Source organism: Cohnella herbarum, assembly GCF_012849095.1.
In the GTDB taxonomy this organism is placed as follows: domain Bacteria; phylum Bacillota; class Bacilli; order Paenibacillales; family Paenibacillaceae; genus Cohnella; species Cohnella herbarum.
Window position 1 is genome coordinate 1,387,464 of the sequence record NZ_CP051680.1, and the last position, 15,190, is coordinate 1,402,653.

Below are 15,190 nucleotides of genomic sequence, written 5' to 3' on the forward strand. Positions count from 1 at the left end.
AGCTCGACGCCAAACCGGATTATTCCGGTCTTGCCCTTGACAAGGAGGCAATCGTTGCCGGGATATAAGCCATTGACATGCCCTCCTACGGGATGAGCTGATTGATGGCGCCTGTTAACGTTTCTTTGGGTACGAATCCTGTCACTTTCCCGACTAGTTGCCCCTTCTTATAAATAAACAGCGCTGGTAAACTCATGACTCCCATTTGCTCTGTCACTTTCGTTTCCGTCGCTACATCCACCATGGCCACCGTTACTTTACCTGCATAAGCTTGATCGATGTCCTCTAGAATCGGCTTCATTTGTTTACAGAGCGAACACCATTCCGCCCAAAACTCCACCAAGACGGCATCTTGTTCGGAAACCAACTTATCGTAATCGTTGTCCGACAAATTTAATATAGTCATTGCTACATCCCTCCTCATGTGTAACTTACCCAGATAATTGGTACATAATCGTTAGCTTATTATTTTGATTGTTCATAGCCGAGTACTTTACCTACCACATTCCCCTGATCTAATGCACCGAAAAATTGACTATCAATGCTTCTAAACCAAGTATCGCCTAGCACAAACAGATGATTGGCGGGGACTTGGGTACTTGCCATATTCGTATTGAAAAAATCCTTCATAGTTTTCTCACAAGCTTCATCACATACGCCAGATCCAGGTTTGTTCATGACTTTGAAATATTGTTTTTCATCCAGTCCCCAACTTAATGCTTTTCCGTAGAAAGTGTTGAGTTTTTTTTCATCTATGTAAATTTGACCCTTCTTGATTTTTATTGTCTCTCCAGGAAGACCAATAACTCTGGCGATGTTACTTTTAGGAGGTTTAGGAATCGAATCAGAGTTATTGCTAAGAGAAGGAGATAAGTAATAGATCACATCACCACGTCTGAATTCGTTATATTGATAAAAATTAGGATCAATGACTAGTTTTCTATTCTCATTCGTAATATACTCCAATTTCGTTCTTGCCATCCCGTCTGCCGAATAGTCGATGGTAAACATCTGATCTGTTGCTTCGATGACTGGAGGTTGCTCTGGTGTCATCTCGTCTATAATGCCTTTTTTCTCGCATGCGACTAACAAAATGACAATGAGAATGAAAAGCCATTTAACATTTTTCACTACCGTCACCCTCAATTTAGTAACCTGTTTCTGTTTAACTTAAAATCCCCCCTGTTATAATTAACTTTACATATTAAACGTAGAATCCTTCCAATAGTTACGCTAACGTGCCCGTTCGTAGCTTAATGGTCCTCCGATTCACAACGTTCATTCGAAAGAAACACAGACTGTCTGTTCGTCAGCCTGTGTTGTTATTTAAATGTTAAATTTATCTATCCGTTCGTGGGTAATAAGAATAGCCAGGATGTTTTACTATAAACGATTTTTCCTTTCGCAATGCGTTCATTAATTCCGGTCCTACATTAAGGTTACTCTGTACGATTTGATGAGGGGTAAGCGCCATCCACTGACTAAGCGAAACATCTTCGAAGCGGTCACTCTTAAAAATCTCCATAACCCATAGGGTTTTATCACCGGTATTCTGAATATAGTGACCATTAGCAAACGGTACATAACCGACATCCCCAGCCCGATAATCGAAAGTGCGAGCAGTGCCATTGGCGGCGAATACCGTCATACGCGCCGTACCCGAGATATAATATTGCCATTCATCATTATTGGGATGCCAATGCATTTCTCTCATTGCTCCCGGTTTGATTTCCAACAACGATGCGGCAATTTGAGTGGAAATCGGAAAGTTGGTGGAATCGACTATACGCACGGTTCCGCCCGGAGTTACAATCGGCTTCTGTGCGAGTAGTCGATGCGTAAAGGATAAGGGTATGGTGCCTTGCGGGTCTGCAACCTTCTGACTTTCGATTGGACCCGGGACGGTACCCTGATAAATGTATAGCTGATGATTCGGAATATGGGCAAAAGCGCTTGTTGGCACTCCGAAATTCGCGGATAGTACGTCCTTTGGCGTATGTGCGAACCAATCGGAGATAGTCAAAGTATTGAGGTCGGAGAAATTACCGTCAGGGAAGACAAGCAAAAATTCGCTCCCTTCTTCCAACCCTTGAATAGAATGCGGAATTCCTGGCGGGAAGTACCACAAGTCGCCAACACCTACGTCAGCAATGAAGTTCCTTCCATTCTGGTCAACGGATGTAATGCGCGCTCGCCCCACAAGCATGATAGCCCATTCCGCTTGCTGATGCCAATGTAACTCACGCACACCGCCGGGAGTTAAAGCCATATTCACCCCGGCAATCGTGGTTGCGATCGGAAGCTCTCTAACCGTCACTTCCCGCGACCACCCGCCATGATTTAACTGCATATGAGTGTCGGAGAACGAGAATTTCATATTGGGCAACGAACCGGCATCGGTAACAGGCGATACTAGCATGTCAGGGTTCTCCATGTCTCGCATAACGTCCCGTGGTCCCAAATCGTACCAACCCGCACCATCATTCCTTATCGGCTGCGGAATATTTCCATTCCGAGTTTCGTTTTCCATAATCATTTGCACCTCTCGATCGATACACTTCATACTTATTACTGGGTAAGTGCCTAAAATAAGTTATGAATGGATTTACGATTTGGATACTTAGAGAATCAAATAAGTAACGGCTATTAGGTCTAACGCATGAAAAAGAAGCCGCCCTCAAACTTCCTTAGAGGCGGCTTTTGACAATCTATCTATGTTACGTCTCTACGAGTTACAGCATTCCAACACGAACGGATTGCATCGCTGACGTTCTCGCTGCTTAACTCGAAGATTCCGTACAGAATTCATTTCATTGCTACAAGATCTTGATAGCCGGTTAGCTCAGAGATATTCAATTTACCTTGATATTATCTTGAAAACATTGTTCCCAAGACAAACAGTCGCATTTTACGCTGTTTGCCAGAATGGTTTTCATACGGGTCATTTGTTGGATTTTCGCTTCGAGTTCGTCCTGTTTCCTCAAAGCCATCAGCCTCCACCTCTCGGAAGGTGCAACTTGCGAATCAAAGCCATCCAACAACTGCTTGATCTCTTGGATTTGAAACCCCGCGCTCTGTGCAAGCTTTATCGTGTCGATCCTCCCAAAAATCTCAACTTCATACACCCTCTTACCGTTCTTGCGACGTGGCGGCTGAAGCAATCCGATCTGTTCATAATACCGTATTGCCGATGTCGTTGTACCGCTCTTTTCAGCGACCTTCCCGATGGATAACATGGGAATCCCCCCTTGACTTCAAGTTAACTTTAAGTGATAGACTTTTTTCAAGCATACAATATCCATCAATTTGGGACAACTTAGGGGTGGGTTCATGATCGTTGCTTTAGGAATTTTCATCGTTACTTTGATTTTTGTGATTTGGCAGCCTCGCGGTCTTAACATCGGATGGTCTGCATGCGTAGGCGCTATCCTTGCATTGATCTTCGGAGTCGTGAATTTGAATGATGTTTGGGCAGTTACTCAGATCGTTTGGAACGCTACGCTTACTTTCGTTGCCGTTATATTAATTTCGTTAGTTTTGGACGTGATCGGGTTTTTCGAATGGGCGGCGCTTCATATGGCCCGGTTTGCCAAAGGCAACGGAAACCTAATGTTCGTTTACGTCATTTTGCTTAGCGCTGCGGTAGCGGCTTTTTTTGCTAACGATGGAGCTGCGCTAATTCTAACTCCGATCGTTTTGTCCATGGTCAGAGCTCTGAAATTCGATGAACGAATGATTCTCCCCTATGTTATGGCAAGCGGGTTTATTTCGGATACCGCCTCCCTGCCTCTCGTCGTTAGCAACTTGGTGAACATCTTATCTTCGGATTTCTTTGGCATCGGATTTGCCGAATATGCCGGTCGTATGATCGTCCCGACGATCTTTGCAATTGCTTCAAGCTTACTGGTTTTGTACCTGATGTTTAGAAAAAGCATTCCAAAGCAATACGGCCTTGCGCAGCTAAAACAGCCAAAGGAAGCTATTAGAGACAAACGATTATTTCGGATTGCTTGGGGCATTTTGGCTGTATTGTTGATTGCCTATTTGATGAGCGAAGTTATCAATGTTCCTGTTTCCATTATTGCCGGAGTAGCCGCGATCATCTTTCTTATATTTGCGAGGCAAAGTAAATGTATTCATAGCTGGAATCTCGTGAAAGGCGCGCCATGGGCTATTGTCGTTTTTTCCATCGGCATGTACGTCGTGGTTTACGGCCTACGCAACGTTGGTCTTACGGATGAACTTGGAAAGCTGTTCGAATGGGTCGGAGATCAGGGGGGATTCGCGGCTACGTTTGGTGCTGGATTTATCGCGGCTCTTCTCTCTTCGACCATGAACAATATGCCGACGGTAATGATCAATGCGCTCGCTATCCAAGGTACCCATGCAACAGGGCTTGTTCGAGAAGCTTTTATCTATGCGAATGTCATCGGCTCAGACTTGGGTCCCAAAATTACGCCGATCGGTTCTTTGGCTACTTTGTTATGGCTGCATGTCCTGTCGTCCAAAGGCGTCAAAATCAGCTGGGGGTATTATTTCAAAGTAGGTATTGTTCTCACTGTCCCCGTCCTCTGCATCACGCTGACCAGCCTTTATTTCTGGCTTATTTTTATCAATTAATGTAGTTAATTAAAGGAGATCTGAGAAAATGATAAAACCGCTTGTGTACTTTCTATGTACGGGCAACTCCTGCCGGAGTCAAATGGCGGACGGATTTCTCAATGCAATCGGCAGTCATCTTTACGAAGTGAAAAGCGCAGGACTTGAAGCGCATGGGCTGAACCCGAGAGCGGTTAAAGTCATGGCTGAGGTTGACGTCGATATCTCATCGAATACCTCGAACGTCATTGACCCGGAGACTCTAAATCGGGCGACTTACGTTATTACGTTGTGCGGACATGCCGATGAGCATTGCCCTGTTATATCCAATCGAAACGTCACGAAATGGCATTGGGGTTTCGACGACCCCGCTAAATCGACCGGGACGGAGGAACAGATCTTGGATCAGTTCCGTTCCGTCCGCGATGCGATCAAGACTCGTATCGAGCAGTTCGTTCAACAGGGAAAATAACAACTCATCGGTCATGATGCATGACCTCTCTCCGTTTTGCTTCTTTTCTCAATAATAAGAGGGATTAGTAAAAGCGCACCGATAACAATCAAACCACCGCTTGCCGCATACACCGCCAGTAAGGAAAGCATATCCTTCAAATAGCCGGAAATGAACATGCCAATCACCATCATTCCCATAAATACAGGCGTTATCGCCCCGGATACCCGGCCAATAAATGCTCCATCTGTGTTCCGTACAATCAGCGTCTGGATTCCGCCTTGAATACAAGGGTAAAATAAACCGCTGGTCACCAAGAGAACGATGGTCAGCCAAATCATCGTAGACGCACCTATTCCGATCGTGCAGACGGCGGTGACAAGCAAGCCAAACATGAGCAACCGCTGCGGTTTCACCTTTTTGGCTATCCCCATTATGGCTATTCCGCCAACCAACATGGCTGCCCCGTTCGCCATAACCAACCACTGCAGAAATTGTTTGTCCTGTCCCAATTTCTCGATGACAAGAAAGATCTGTAGCGGCTGAGTCAATCCTGAAGCCAATCCGACAGCCGAGAAGGTCAAGCTGAGTGTTTTTAAGGATTGATTGGACCCGATATAGCGCAACCCGGCCTTCAGCTCCTTCATGAAGCTGCCGGCATCGCCAGACTTCGCTTCCTCCGCGTCTCGAGGTAGCGATGATAATATAAATGAAGAACCTAGGAACAGAACTGCCGTCAGGATCAGAGATACTTTAATTCCAAACTGTATGAAAATAAACGTACCGATGACCGGACCCAAAACCATAAAGACAGCGATAAGAGTTTGGGACATCGCCATCGCGCCCTGCAATTGTTCGCCTGGCACATGGCGCTTATACAATTTCATGGCCGAAGGCTGAGAAAATTGTGACAGGCTGGCGGAAACGAACGATCCGATGAGAAGTGCGACCCATCCACCATTCATGATGGCAAGAAGTACGGCCACAACGGACAAGGAAGACAACAGATCGCTCCGTACCATTGTCCGCTTCGGCCGCCATCGGTCGGCTAACGTTCCGCCAATAAGACCGAATAGAAAGATCGGAGCGAATTCCGCAACCGAAATCAGCGATATATAAACAGGATTATTATTCGTCAGATCAGTAACATAAAGTAATACGGCATAATTTCGGATCCAAATTCCCAACTGCAGCAGCACACGGGAGAAGATAATAGTTCGAATATAACGATTGGAAAACATTTTAATACCCCATATCCTCTAAAATTTTTTAACTTCGCGAAAATGTTCATGGATGGACAGACCAGAACGGACAAAGCGAGAATGCGATGTCCTCACCCCCCTTATCTGTTTACTAACTTACTAATTTACTAAATAACTATACGTACTAATTTACTAAATTACTGTGTAAATATATCTCGTGTTTCATCGTTTTGTCAATCTTTCGCCAGCGAAGCCAACTCAGAATGCCTTTTCGGCAATAAAAAACCCGCGGTTTACGCGGTTCCCTTACGATTATTCTATTTGATCAGGTGTGTCCGTCTCCGAGCAAACTCCAAACCGCTCGCCCGCTTTACAAAGCCGCTCAAATCGTGCCGCTTCGCTGCAACAAAAACGGACCCTCGCAACCGAACGATCGCGACGGCCCGTTGTACCTCACGGCCTCGGTTTAAGACGACTTCACTTCTTCCCTTCGAAGCACCCGGATCGCGTAGTCGCGGCCGAACCGCGGCGAGAGCGCGGTCCAGAACGAACCGAGCGCCTTCTCGATCTCGCCCATCGCTTCTGCACCTTCCGTGTCCACCATGTCGAATCCGGCTTCTGCCCCCAGCAGGAAGACGGTTTGCTTGGCTTCTTCGTCCTCCCCGTTAATGAAGAGCGTGGCGTTCGCCTCGCCGAACCGCGGGTTTGCGAGCGCCTCCCACGTCGACGTATGGAAAGCCCGCACGACGCGAGCGCCAATCGCGAGTCTCCGCACTTCCGCGTCCGCCGACCGCCCGTCGAACAAAATCGTCGCATTGACGACGATTTTCCGTCCCAGGTCTCCCGCCTCCTCCAGCACGCGCTCGATTTCCGAGCCGGGAACGGCCAATACGACAATTTCGCCGAAAGCGGTCGCTTCCTTAACGGACGCAGCCGTGGCGTTTGGACCGATCGACTCTATCAGCGCAATCATCCGTTCGCTTTGCGGATTCCGCGAACCGAACGAGATCATGTGCCCTTTCGCCGCCCATGCTTTCCCTAACGTTCCTCCGATGTGTCCCGACCCAATAATAGCAATGTCCATGCTCGCATCTCCTTCTTTTGAGGCTCGTACACCGGAACTTTCGATAACGTTTACGGCGTCCCGTCCAACAGTTCGTTGTACATTCGAATGTTGTTTTTCGTCCGATCGATCAGTTCGTCGAGTTCGCGGCGCTGCGTCTCCATCCGGACCAAGTTGTCCTTCAGCAGGACGATCCGTTCTCGGAGAACGGCTTCGTCTCCGTCATTCATCGACAAGCGATCGGTTACACAACGTTTCGTGCTCGTGAACGTCTTGATTTCTTCCAAAGACAATCCCAGCCGTTTCAAGCATTTCAGTCCGGACAACAATCGGAGATCGTCGTCGTTAAACACCCGCGCTCCTCTCGGCCGTTTGCGTTGCGGCATGAGCAGCCCGATTTTCTCGTAATACCTGAGCGTATCGTGTCCGAACCCCGTCATCTCTACGACTTGACCAATCGTGTACAACGAGATCACCTCCTTCATTTCGCATTCTACATGCTGGAGTCGACTCCAGGTCAACCCCGCGAAGTGATTTTTTTCGTTTCGGCTTGAATCGAGTTATTTCGTAATGAAACAGGCCGCCAATCGGCAGCCTGATTTTGTGCTCTCGTTCCCGTTAATTCAATTTCAATCCCGACAACAACGTATTCTCCGCTCCACCGTTTTTTCCTTTTTTTAACTTCTGTCTGAACCCAAAGAAGCCGCGATTTACGCGGCACTTCATGAGATAGAGTTCTTGTCGACCGACACATGGCCGTGACAAATCAGATTAAGAGATCCTGAGCTCTATGTGGTAATTAAATTAAAACGTATTGTATACATTTTCGCATTCTTCGGCGGTCGGTTCATAAAAACAGTGCTTCTTCCATCGTCCTGCCTGCGGCTGATTATACCATGTTGGCGGACAGGGACCGGGATTTTCGAACGTGCCTGGACGGAAATACCATAGGGAGTATTTGGCTGGCCAATTCCGCTCTCCATTCACGGCCCGTTGCGCTAGACGGCGTTCCCTATCTCTTGCGTTTTGATAGTACATGCCATGTTGCAATGCTTCGAACGCATGCGGCTGGTTGATCATCTGGGGAATTGTCCGGAGTCCTTTAAAGTCGGAGCAATTCGCTCTAATCCGGTTGATGCCAACATTTCCAACAAGGAGCATGCCCGTTTCGCCTTCGGTCTCAGCTTCGGCTCGAAGCAACCTTGCCAACATATCAATATCCTGTTTCCTGGCTTTTACGACTGCCATTGACTCACCTCTTTAGATTTCTAGACTCCTCATATTGTAGGTGCGATGAAGCGGATGTGTTACTCAGGCAAAATAGAAAGCGATAATAAATAACCGTTATGCGACATTTTTCTGATCGTTAGCTGTAGATGGAAACTAGGGAAGGCTGCAGGTTGGAATCGGTGCGATGCTTCGCGTATGAAGCTGGCGGGTAAAAAGGGTCTAAAAGGACCGGCCGATCATGCGCCGAAGGAGGCATTGCGATATGAAACCATCTACAGGAAAGCTAGATTTCGCACGTGATCTGTACGCACGATTCCGCGCGGACGACGTAACCTCGCTCGGAGCCCAGTTGACTTATTACTTACTGCTCGCCTTTTTCCCTTTCTTGATCTTCCTCGTCAGCCTGATCGGATTCGCTCGGATTAATCCGGACGAATTGATGGCCGATCTGCTGCTCGCCCTTCCCGCCGCATCCGGGGAAGTTGTGCGCGGAGTCGTGACCGAGGTGACCGCCGACCGGAACGGCGCCTTGCTATCGATCGGAATGCTAGGGACGATATGGGCCGCCTCCAACGGCGTCAACGCCATGATCAAAGCGCTTAACAAAGCTTACGACGAAGACGAAACGCGTCCATTCTGGAAGGTCCGTGCGATGTCCGTTGCGGCAACGCTCGCCCTAGGGGTGGTCGTTCTGTCCAGCATGCTGACGCTTGTGATGGGCAAATACGTCGGCGAATACCTTTTTCGAAAGCTTCGCTATCCCGAGGCGTTCCCGTGGCTTTGGGATACGGTCAAGTTCGCCGTGCCGCTCGCGGCCATGTTCCTATCGTTCCTGCTATTCTATCGGATGATGCCGAACCGCAAGCTATCTTGGCGCGGCGCAATACCCGGTTCGATCTTCGCGACGGCGGGGTGGGTTGTGTCGTCCCTTCTCTTTTCTTTCTATGTGAACCAATTCGGAAACTACGCGAAAACGTATGGCAGCCTGGGAGGCATTATCGTGCTCCTCGTTTGGCTGTATTGGAGTTCGATTATCCTGCTGTTGGGCGGAGAGATTAACGCGACCGTCCATTTCCGACGGGAAAGCCGGATCGGAGCTGAGAAGGACCGGCGTCTGCGCCGGCCTACCGATGACCGCGGGACCGTGGAAGATAAAGTCCCTCCTGAGTCTTCTCGATCCCGCGCCAGCAATATCGTGTAAAGATATTCCTGGGGGAAATCCCAACACGAGTCATCGATAGCACTTATTGCGGAGAAGTCGGCTTGGGATCGACGCCGTTACACCCGATCAAGAAATACCTGTAAAAGTGCATTTATTTTTTTCTCCTCGACCCGAAAAGGGAGATTACCTGCATAAATACATTTATTGAGGCCGCTTGAACCCGTGGAGGGAATCAACGGGATAAAATTACTACAGAAATACATTTAATTGCCAAATGGAGGGCATCCTTCCTGAAAACAAATGCAGAAATGCAGTTACTCCTCGACCCTGTCTTTTGATATGCAGCTAAAAAGTTGGTTCCCGTATTGCTATTGTGTACTTTCGAAAAGAACTTGAATTTCATTTACTAATTCTTCATTATGAAGATAATATTTGCCTGAAATATTATTGTTGGTAAAACCTAGCTTTAACTCCTTATTCTCGAACAAAGAAATCCCGTATAGGAATCCAGTTCTACCTTCCTGATTGGGGTCGGGAATTAATATTTGTTTACGAACTTTATTAATCCAATCTTGTATCTGCTCCTGGTCCTTAAACGATTTGAGTTGACCTGTTGAGCCACTGCGAATCTCGATGTAATCAACTTTCTGAATATCACCAGGGTATAACTCATTAAGTTTTTTTGTAGCTAAATCAGGTTCAGGTACAGCTTTACTACATCCGAAAAAAATAAGCATAACGACTAATAACAGAGCTAAAGGTGTAATCGTTAATTTCATAAAATCACCTCCATTTGTTGAACTAATTTAAGTAACGGAACCAAGCCAAATAATGTTTCAATTACTTGGTAGCTACGCCATTAAAACGGTCAATTCAACGGTTCAAACGACTATGATAGCTGTTTCCCTTTTTCAGAGAACAGAAATAGGTTTCATCCATTTCGACGGTGTCTTGAAATGCCAAGCCAGCCACTCACATCGCATTGACCATATTCACTATGCCCCGCAGTAACCACCGTACCGTCCGATTTAAAACCGACGGTACGACGCCAACCCGCCGCAATGGTATCTTTAGGACACCGTCCTAGTTTATGATATATATTCATGCACCATATTCCACTGTTTTCTCATCTCGTGGAAGAATCAGAATTAAAGCAGGACGCACGCCGTAACCGTCTATACTGTTATTCCCATAACTGCGAATGCTGCGACTCGGGCCGACAAAAAACGCTCGCGAAGGCTTGTTTCCTTGTTTTCGCAGCCACCACCAGGAACAGCCGACTTCTTCGCCGTCTAGGATGACATAGTTGTCTTTGTTCGTTTTATTATATACATATAAGCTGCATCCATCGGACTTTCTCGTCTTGGCATAATCGGTTCCGACAGCGCGCCGCAAATCCTTGCCATGGATGTCGGATAAATCTTTGATCTCGGCAACGCTAAGCAGAAAGACCTTGTCATCCGTATCCGGGCAGCCCTCTCCGTTGTCCGTGCAATGAGTCGACTTTATTAATTGCTTTTCCGCGGCATTAAATGCGGCGTTATAAAATTCATCATTCAGCCACTCGCGCAAATCGCTGTCAACCCAAGTAATTTCCATGCAATCGCGCCACTTCAGATCCACGCTCTTACCGTGATACCTCTTGCAGTCCAAAATATGCTCGCTCAAAACAAACAACTCGTTTCCTGAATTTTTAAGAACACGCCATTTAATAGCCTGATCTTTACCGCCCACAGACTGCGTATACGTGCCGTACGTAAAGAAATCGCCGGGTTGTAGATTCCGGTACGCTAAAGCAAAATGCCCCTTTTCCATTAAGTTATCCTCCTAGATTGTTCATCCCAACTTCGATCATATAACATTCATGCAAGATTTCATTTGATAGACTACGAATCCTTGTGTGGAGGCCCATTGATTATTATAATATTGTTGCAGTACTTTAGAGTTTGACTTTAAGGAAGGTGTCGCAGATGAACAAAATCTTTACGCCGAAGCAGGTGGCCAAGAGACTTCATGTCAGCACCACGACGTTGCGAAGATATGAAAATCTCGAGTTGGTGCCTGACGTACCTCGGACAGCCAGTAATAGAAGATATTATTCTCCCGTGCATGTTCAAGCTTTCCTTGCTTTACGGTCCTTGATCAGAGGATTCGATCTGCCTATCGCCTACGAAGTCATGAACTTATTGAAAAAAGGGCACGTAGAACAAGCGCTTTGGATGATCAATTTACAACAGTACAACATTCAGTTAGAGAAGCAACGAGTCGAGGAAATTATGAACCTCATTCATCAAACTGATTTCACCATGTATAGGAATGTTCGGATCACGGATGAAATGAAAATCGGGGAGGTAGCCGTAATAGCAGGCGTTAACCCGTCCGCTATTCGACATTGGGAAAAGGAGGAGCTTATTCGTTCTAAGCGGAATCCGGAAAACGGATATAGAGTTTTTACATCGCGGGAATTAAAAAAGATTATCGTGCTAAGCAGTTTAAGAAAAACAGTCTTTTTCATTGAAAGCATGAAACAATTGCTTGAAGCTTTAGAGACGCATGATCTAACTACGATTGAACGCTCCTTCAAAGCGGCGCTTCAGAAGCTGAATGAGCAATTGGAGAAGCAAATGAATGGCATATCGGAAATGATGAGATATATACAATTTGCAAAATAGCTTGAATGTTATCGGCTCTTATCTTGTCTCAACAAAAATCTTACGTCGATCATAGGCAAAGAGCATCATCAAAGCGCTTAAGATTGCGCAAATCCTATACATAAATGAATAAGAGAATTGGTCAGCGACCGGTCCCATTATGACCCCGCCCAGCGAAACTCCCAAATCAGCCATGGCAATAAATAAACCAATTAGCACGTTACGATTCAACTGCGGCAATACAAAAGTCAAATAGGTTGTCAAAGTAGGATAAAGCAGTGCCTGAGCGATCCCCATTAAGCAAGCGCCAACATAAAAATACATAGCTCCGCCCGTTACGGAATAACTTACGCATTGCGATGCTACGGCTAATATAAGCATCACCGACATGATATAAGCAGAATGCCACCTGCCGTCAGATGGGATTTTCTTCCTCAACACAAACCGGCTAATGACTACGGTCCCCGCTTGCAGCATGAGATAAATGGCCGCATTACCGCTTTCTATTTGCGCAGCGAATAACGGTACGAAGGTGGTTGCCGCTCCAAAAACTAGGGAAGCGCTCAGCATCAAAACGCTGCATTTGAATAAATGCGGGTTTTTGACCAGTTGGCCGAACGACTGCAGCATCGCCCCACTCTGCCCCGCCTGACCCGAGATAGGATCAATCTCTTTTTTGTCCATTTTGGCGCTATAGCCCACAACCCCTGTAAGAATGGCAATACCGACCATAGCTAGCGTAAAAACATTCATATCCCCTGTTTGCCACATTCCTATAGCCAGCAAGGGCCCTATAATTCCTGGCATGGAAGCACATAAGGAATACATCGAGATCCCTTGCGAACGCTCCTTGTCCGGAAGCGCATCTATAATGCCCAGTTGTAAGGCCATCGAAAAGAACGCAGTACAAACCCCTTGTAGCATACGGGCAGCGAAATAACCCCCTAAACCGGAAAAAGCGTAGAAGATGAGAGCAAAGCCATTGATCACAAGAATCGTGCGTAAAACTTTAATCGGCCCGTGTTTGTGAATCATTTGGCCTGCCCACGGCCGAAATAGCATGGTTGTAAACAGATATGCCCCCATGATAATTCCGATCGTCGTATTGGTTGCTCCAAGAGATTCGACTTTTAATGGAATAATGACATTCAAAATCGAGTTGGCGCTAAAATACAAAAGCGTTAATAAATATAATCGCAAAAAAGGCCAAGACAAAGCTCCTCTCAAAACGCTAGCTCCTTCCTCTACTTTCTCTGACAACGCCTTTTGCCTATCGTTAAGTAATGATCATTTTCAGCAATTTTCTAGCATACTCGGACTGAACGTCCTTTAATTGTGCAATCGCGACTATTTCTTCGATTTGACCGTCTCTAACGATCATGACCCTGTCGCAAATATAGGCAGCGGCCTTAATATCATGGGTGATGAAAATATAGCCCATATTGTAGATTTTTCGCAGGCTTTTCAGTAACTCAAGCACCTGGATTTGAACGGTTCCATCCAATGAGCTGACCGCTTCATCCAATAAAATACATTTCGGTTTCGAGGAAACGGCTCTTGCTATGCACACTCGTTGAGCCTCGCCGCCCGATAACTCATGAGGGTATTTGATTCGGTAGGACGGGTTCAGCCCGACTTGATTCAATAACAGATCAATCTTGCTTAGAGCTTCCCGTTTAACCATTCCTTGCAGCTTCAAGGGCTCCAACATGGCTTGCTCCACGGTATAATACGGATTGATGGAGGAAGTATAATCTTGAAAAACGGCGCTTATATTTCCGAATCTCGCTTTGCGATCCTCTATGCTCTTTCCCTCAAACAGAATGGTTCCGCGATCTGGCTTTTCAATCCCTAACAACAATCGTCCCAGAGTAGATTTACCGCTTCCGCTTTCTCCGATAATGCCCAAACATTCCCCTTGTCGGAATTCGAAGCTAACGTTTTTCAATACCTTCTGTCTTTCGCGGGAAAACATTCCGCCTTTTTTATAGGATTTCTCAACGCGATCAATGCTCAGCAACGCTAACGCCTCCCATAACGATCTCGAAATGATGATGGAGTGCAAGCTTTGTAGAAACTAAATACTGGGTATATTCGTGCTGAGGCTCAGTGAAAATGGCCCGGGTTGTCCCTCTTTCTACAATGTCCCCTTCTTTCATGACCAGAACGTCATCCGCTATTTTTTGGACAACACCCAAATCGTGAGAAACAAAAATCATCGAGCCGCCCATTTTTTCGCGCAACCGGATGAACTGTTCCACGACCTCGAATTGCGAGATCGTATCGAGCGCTGTCGTCGGCTCGTCGGCGATCACGATGTCGGGCTCCAATACGATGGCAAGCGCAATCATCACCCGTTGCAGCATACCTCCAGATAATTGATGCGGATACTGATTCATCACAGCGATCGGGTCTTTCAGCAACACGCTTTCCATCGCCATCTTCATTCTGGCGGTGATTTCGTCACGGCTCCAGCCGAAATGGCAGGCGAGCGTTTCCTTTAGATGAACCCCAATTACACAAGAGGGATCAAAGGCGCGCATGCCGTTTTGCAAGATCATACATAGCTGCTTTCCTCTTTTTTTTCGCATTTCTTTTTCGGAAAGCTCGCTTAAATTCATTCCGTCCAGCAGAATATCCCCGGATTGTCGAAGCCCTGCTTTATTTAATCTCATAATGGCCCTGCAGGTCAGCGACTTGCCGCTCCCGCTTTCTCCAACAATAGCCAGACAGCTTCCCTTTTTGACAGCAAATGAACTATTCTGAATCATCACGTTGCCGGTGCGGCTATCCCAAATCTTCAAATTTGCCACTTCTATAATATTTTCCAAT

18 protein-coding genes are annotated in these 15,190 nt (G+C 46.6%); 4 read left to right on the forward strand and 14 right to left on the reverse strand.

Annotation, left to right across the window (positions count from 1 at the left end):
• Positions 1-85: 85 nt before the first annotated feature.
• From HH215_RS05930 to HH215_RS05945, 4 genes are all read right to left on the reverse strand, one after another.
• On the reverse strand, positions 86-406 hold the full coding sequence (locus HH215_RS05930) for a thioredoxin family protein (protein ID WP_169279058.1): 321 nt from the start codon (positions 404-406) through the stop codon (positions 86-88).
• A gap of 59 nt (positions 407-465) precedes the next feature.
• Positions 466-1,131, reverse strand: a complete 666-nt coding sequence (gene lepB, locus HH215_RS05935; RefSeq protein ID WP_169279059.1) for a signal peptidase I — start codon at positions 1,129-1,131, stop codon at positions 466-468.
• 208 nt (positions 1,132-1,339) lie between these two features.
• Positions 1,340-2,530, reverse strand: coding sequence for an oxalate decarboxylase family bicupin (locus HH215_RS05940; protein ID WP_310735555.1), 1,191 nt, complete (start codon positions 2,528-2,530; stop codon positions 1,340-1,342).
• A 322-nt stretch (positions 2,531-2,852) separates the two neighbouring features.
• Positions 2,853-3,236: a MerR family transcriptional regulator gene (locus HH215_RS05945; RefSeq protein ID WP_169279061.1), complete on the reverse strand. Its 384-nt coding sequence runs from the start codon at positions 3,234-3,236 to the stop codon at positions 2,853-2,855.
• A gap of 94 nt (positions 3,237-3,330) precedes the next feature.
• Here HH215_RS05945 and HH215_RS05950 point away from each other — a divergent pair, with 94 nt between their 5' ends.
• A complete protein-coding gene (locus tag HH215_RS05950) occupies positions 3,331-4,620 on the forward strand; it encodes an arsenic transporter (RefSeq protein WP_169279062.1) in 1,290 nt (429 codons plus the stop codon).
• 28 nt (positions 4,621-4,648) lie between these two features.
• Positions 4,649-5,071 carry an arsenate reductase (thioredoxin) gene (arsC, locus tag HH215_RS05955; protein WP_169279063.1) on the forward strand — a complete coding sequence of 141 codons (423 nt, stop codon included), beginning with the start codon at positions 4,649-4,651 and terminating at the stop codon, positions 5,069-5,071.
• Positions 5,072-5,082: 11 nt separating this feature from the next.
• Here arsC and HH215_RS05960 read toward each other — a convergent pair whose 3' ends face one another.
• The 4 genes from HH215_RS05960 to HH215_RS05975 all read right to left on the reverse strand — a co-directional run bounded on the left by HH215_RS05960 (position 5,083) and on the right by HH215_RS05975 (position 8,563).
• Positions 5,083-6,291, reverse strand: coding sequence for an MFS transporter (locus HH215_RS05960; RefSeq protein ID WP_169279064.1), 1,209 nt, complete (start codon positions 6,289-6,291; stop codon positions 5,083-5,085).
• Positions 6,292-6,718: 427 nt separating this feature from the next.
• The gene (locus HH215_RS05965) at positions 6,719-7,336 is read right to left on the reverse strand and encodes an NADPH-dependent F420 reductase (RefSeq protein ID WP_169279065.1); all 618 of its coding nucleotides are present in this window, start codon (positions 7,334-7,336) and stop codon (positions 6,719-6,721) included.
• Positions 7,337-7,386: 50 nt separating this feature from the next.
• Positions 7,387-7,782, reverse strand: coding sequence for a MerR family transcriptional regulator (locus HH215_RS05970; RefSeq protein ID WP_169279066.1), 396 nt, complete (start codon positions 7,780-7,782; stop codon positions 7,387-7,389).
• A 337-nt stretch (positions 7,783-8,119) separates the two neighbouring features.
• Positions 8,120-8,563, reverse strand: a complete 444-nt coding sequence (locus HH215_RS05975; RefSeq protein WP_169279067.1) for a cell wall hydrolase — start codon at positions 8,561-8,563, stop codon at positions 8,120-8,122.
• Between the two features lie 244 nt (positions 8,564-8,807).
• On the opposite strand from HH215_RS05975, the gene HH215_RS05980 reads away from it, so the two are divergent.
• Positions 8,808-9,746 carry a YihY/virulence factor BrkB family protein gene (locus HH215_RS05980; protein WP_169279068.1) on the forward strand — a complete coding sequence of 313 codons (939 nt, stop codon included), beginning with the start codon at positions 8,808-8,810 and terminating at the stop codon, positions 9,744-9,746.
• Between the two features lie 329 nt (positions 9,747-10,075).
• Here the strand turns inward: HH215_RS05980 and HH215_RS05985 are convergent, their stop codons facing one another.
• The 3 genes from HH215_RS05985 to HH215_RS05990 all read right to left on the reverse strand — a co-directional run bounded on the left by HH215_RS05985 (position 10,076) and on the right by HH215_RS05990 (position 11,522).
• Complete coding sequence (locus HH215_RS05985) at positions 10,076-10,486, reverse strand: hypothetical protein (protein ID WP_169279069.1); 411 nt, start codon at positions 10,484-10,486, stop codon at positions 10,076-10,078.
• Positions 10,487-10,638: 152 nt separating this feature from the next.
• The gene (locus HH215_RS36965; RefSeq protein WP_375140489.1) at positions 10,639-10,812 is read right to left on the reverse strand and encodes an RCC1-like domain-containing protein; all 174 of its coding nucleotides are present in this window, start codon (positions 10,810-10,812) and stop codon (positions 10,639-10,641) included.
• Positions 10,809-11,522 carry a DUF6273 domain-containing protein gene (locus HH215_RS05990; RefSeq protein ID WP_169279070.1) on the reverse strand — a complete coding sequence of 238 codons (714 nt, stop codon included), beginning with the start codon at positions 11,520-11,522 and terminating at the stop codon, positions 10,809-10,811. The genes HH215_RS36965 and HH215_RS05990 overlap by 4 nt, the downstream gene beginning before the upstream one ends.
• A 155-nt stretch (positions 11,523-11,677) precedes the next feature.
• Here HH215_RS05990 and HH215_RS05995 point away from each other — a divergent pair, with 155 nt between their 5' ends.
• On the forward strand, positions 11,678-12,379 hold the full coding sequence (locus HH215_RS05995; protein WP_169279071.1) for a MerR family DNA-binding transcriptional regulator: 702 nt from the start codon (positions 11,678-11,680) through the stop codon (positions 12,377-12,379).
• Positions 12,380-12,397: 18 nt separating this feature from the next.
• Here HH215_RS05995 and cntE read toward each other — a convergent pair whose 3' ends face one another.
• Genes cntE through cntD form a run of 3 tightly spaced genes read right to left on the reverse strand, consistent with a single transcriptional unit; the run spans position 12,398 to position 15,189 of the window.
• Positions 12,398-13,585, reverse strand: coding sequence for a staphylopine family metallophore export MFS transporter CntE (cntE, locus tag HH215_RS06000; RefSeq protein ID WP_169279072.1), 1,188 nt, complete (start codon positions 13,583-13,585; stop codon positions 12,398-12,400).
• A gap of 49 nt (positions 13,586-13,634) precedes the next feature.
• A complete protein-coding gene (locus HH215_RS06005; protein WP_169279073.1) occupies positions 13,635-14,378 on the reverse strand; it encodes an ABC transporter ATP-binding protein in 744 nt (247 codons plus the stop codon).
• Positions 14,365-15,189 carry a staphylopine uptake ABC transporter ATP-binding protein CntD gene (gene cntD, locus HH215_RS06010; RefSeq protein WP_445662477.1) on the reverse strand — a complete coding sequence of 275 codons (825 nt, stop codon included), beginning with the start codon at positions 15,187-15,189 and terminating at the stop codon, positions 14,365-14,367. Before cntD ends, HH215_RS06005 begins: the two co-directional genes overlap by 14 nt.
• Between the last annotated feature and the right edge of the window lies 1 nt (position 15,190).

Coding starts and splice junctions, on each gene's coding strand:
- HH215_RS05930 (WP_169279058.1), bottom strand. CDS start 406: ATGACTATATTAAATTTGTCGGACAACGATTACGATAAGTTGGTTTCC.
- HH215_RS05940 (WP_310735555.1), bottom strand. CDS start 2,530: ATGGAAAACGAAACTCGGAATGGAAATATTCCGCAGCCGATAAGGAAT.
- HH215_RS05945 (WP_169279061.1), bottom strand. CDS start 3,236: ATGTTATCCATCGGGAAGGTCGCTGAAAAGAGCGGTACAACGACATCG.
- HH215_RS05950 (WP_169279062.1), top strand. CDS start 3,331: ATGATCGTTGCTTTAGGAATTTTCATCGTTACTTTGATTTTTGTGATT.
- arsC (WP_169279063.1), top strand. CDS start 4,649: ATGATAAAACCGCTTGTGTACTTTCTATGTACGGGCAACTCCTGCCGG.
- HH215_RS05960 (WP_169279064.1), bottom strand. CDS start 6,291: ATGTTTTCCAATCGTTATATTCGAACTATTATCTTCTCCCGTGTGCTG.
- HH215_RS05965 (WP_169279065.1), bottom strand. CDS start 7,336: ATGGACATTGCTATTATTGGGTCGGGACACATCGGAGGAACGTTAGGG.
- HH215_RS05975 (WP_169279067.1), bottom strand. CDS start 8,563: ATGGCAGTCGTAAAAGCCAGGAAACAGGATATTGATATGTTGGCAAGG.
- HH215_RS05980 (WP_169279068.1), top strand. CDS start 8,808: ATGAAACCATCTACAGGAAAGCTAGATTTCGCACGTGATCTGTACGCA.
- HH215_RS05985 (WP_169279069.1), bottom strand. CDS start 10,486: ATGAAATTAACGATTACACCTTTAGCTCTGTTATTAGTCGTTATGCTT.
- HH215_RS36965 (WP_375140489.1), bottom strand. CDS start 10,812: ATGAATATATATCATAAACTAGGACGGTGTCCTAAAGATACCATTGCG.
- HH215_RS05990 (WP_169279070.1), bottom strand. CDS start 11,522: ATGGAAAAGGGGCATTTTGCTTTAGCGTACCGGAATCTACAACCCGGC.
- HH215_RS05995 (WP_169279071.1), top strand. CDS start 11,678: ATGAACAAAATCTTTACGCCGAAGCAGGTGGCCAAGAGACTTCATGTC.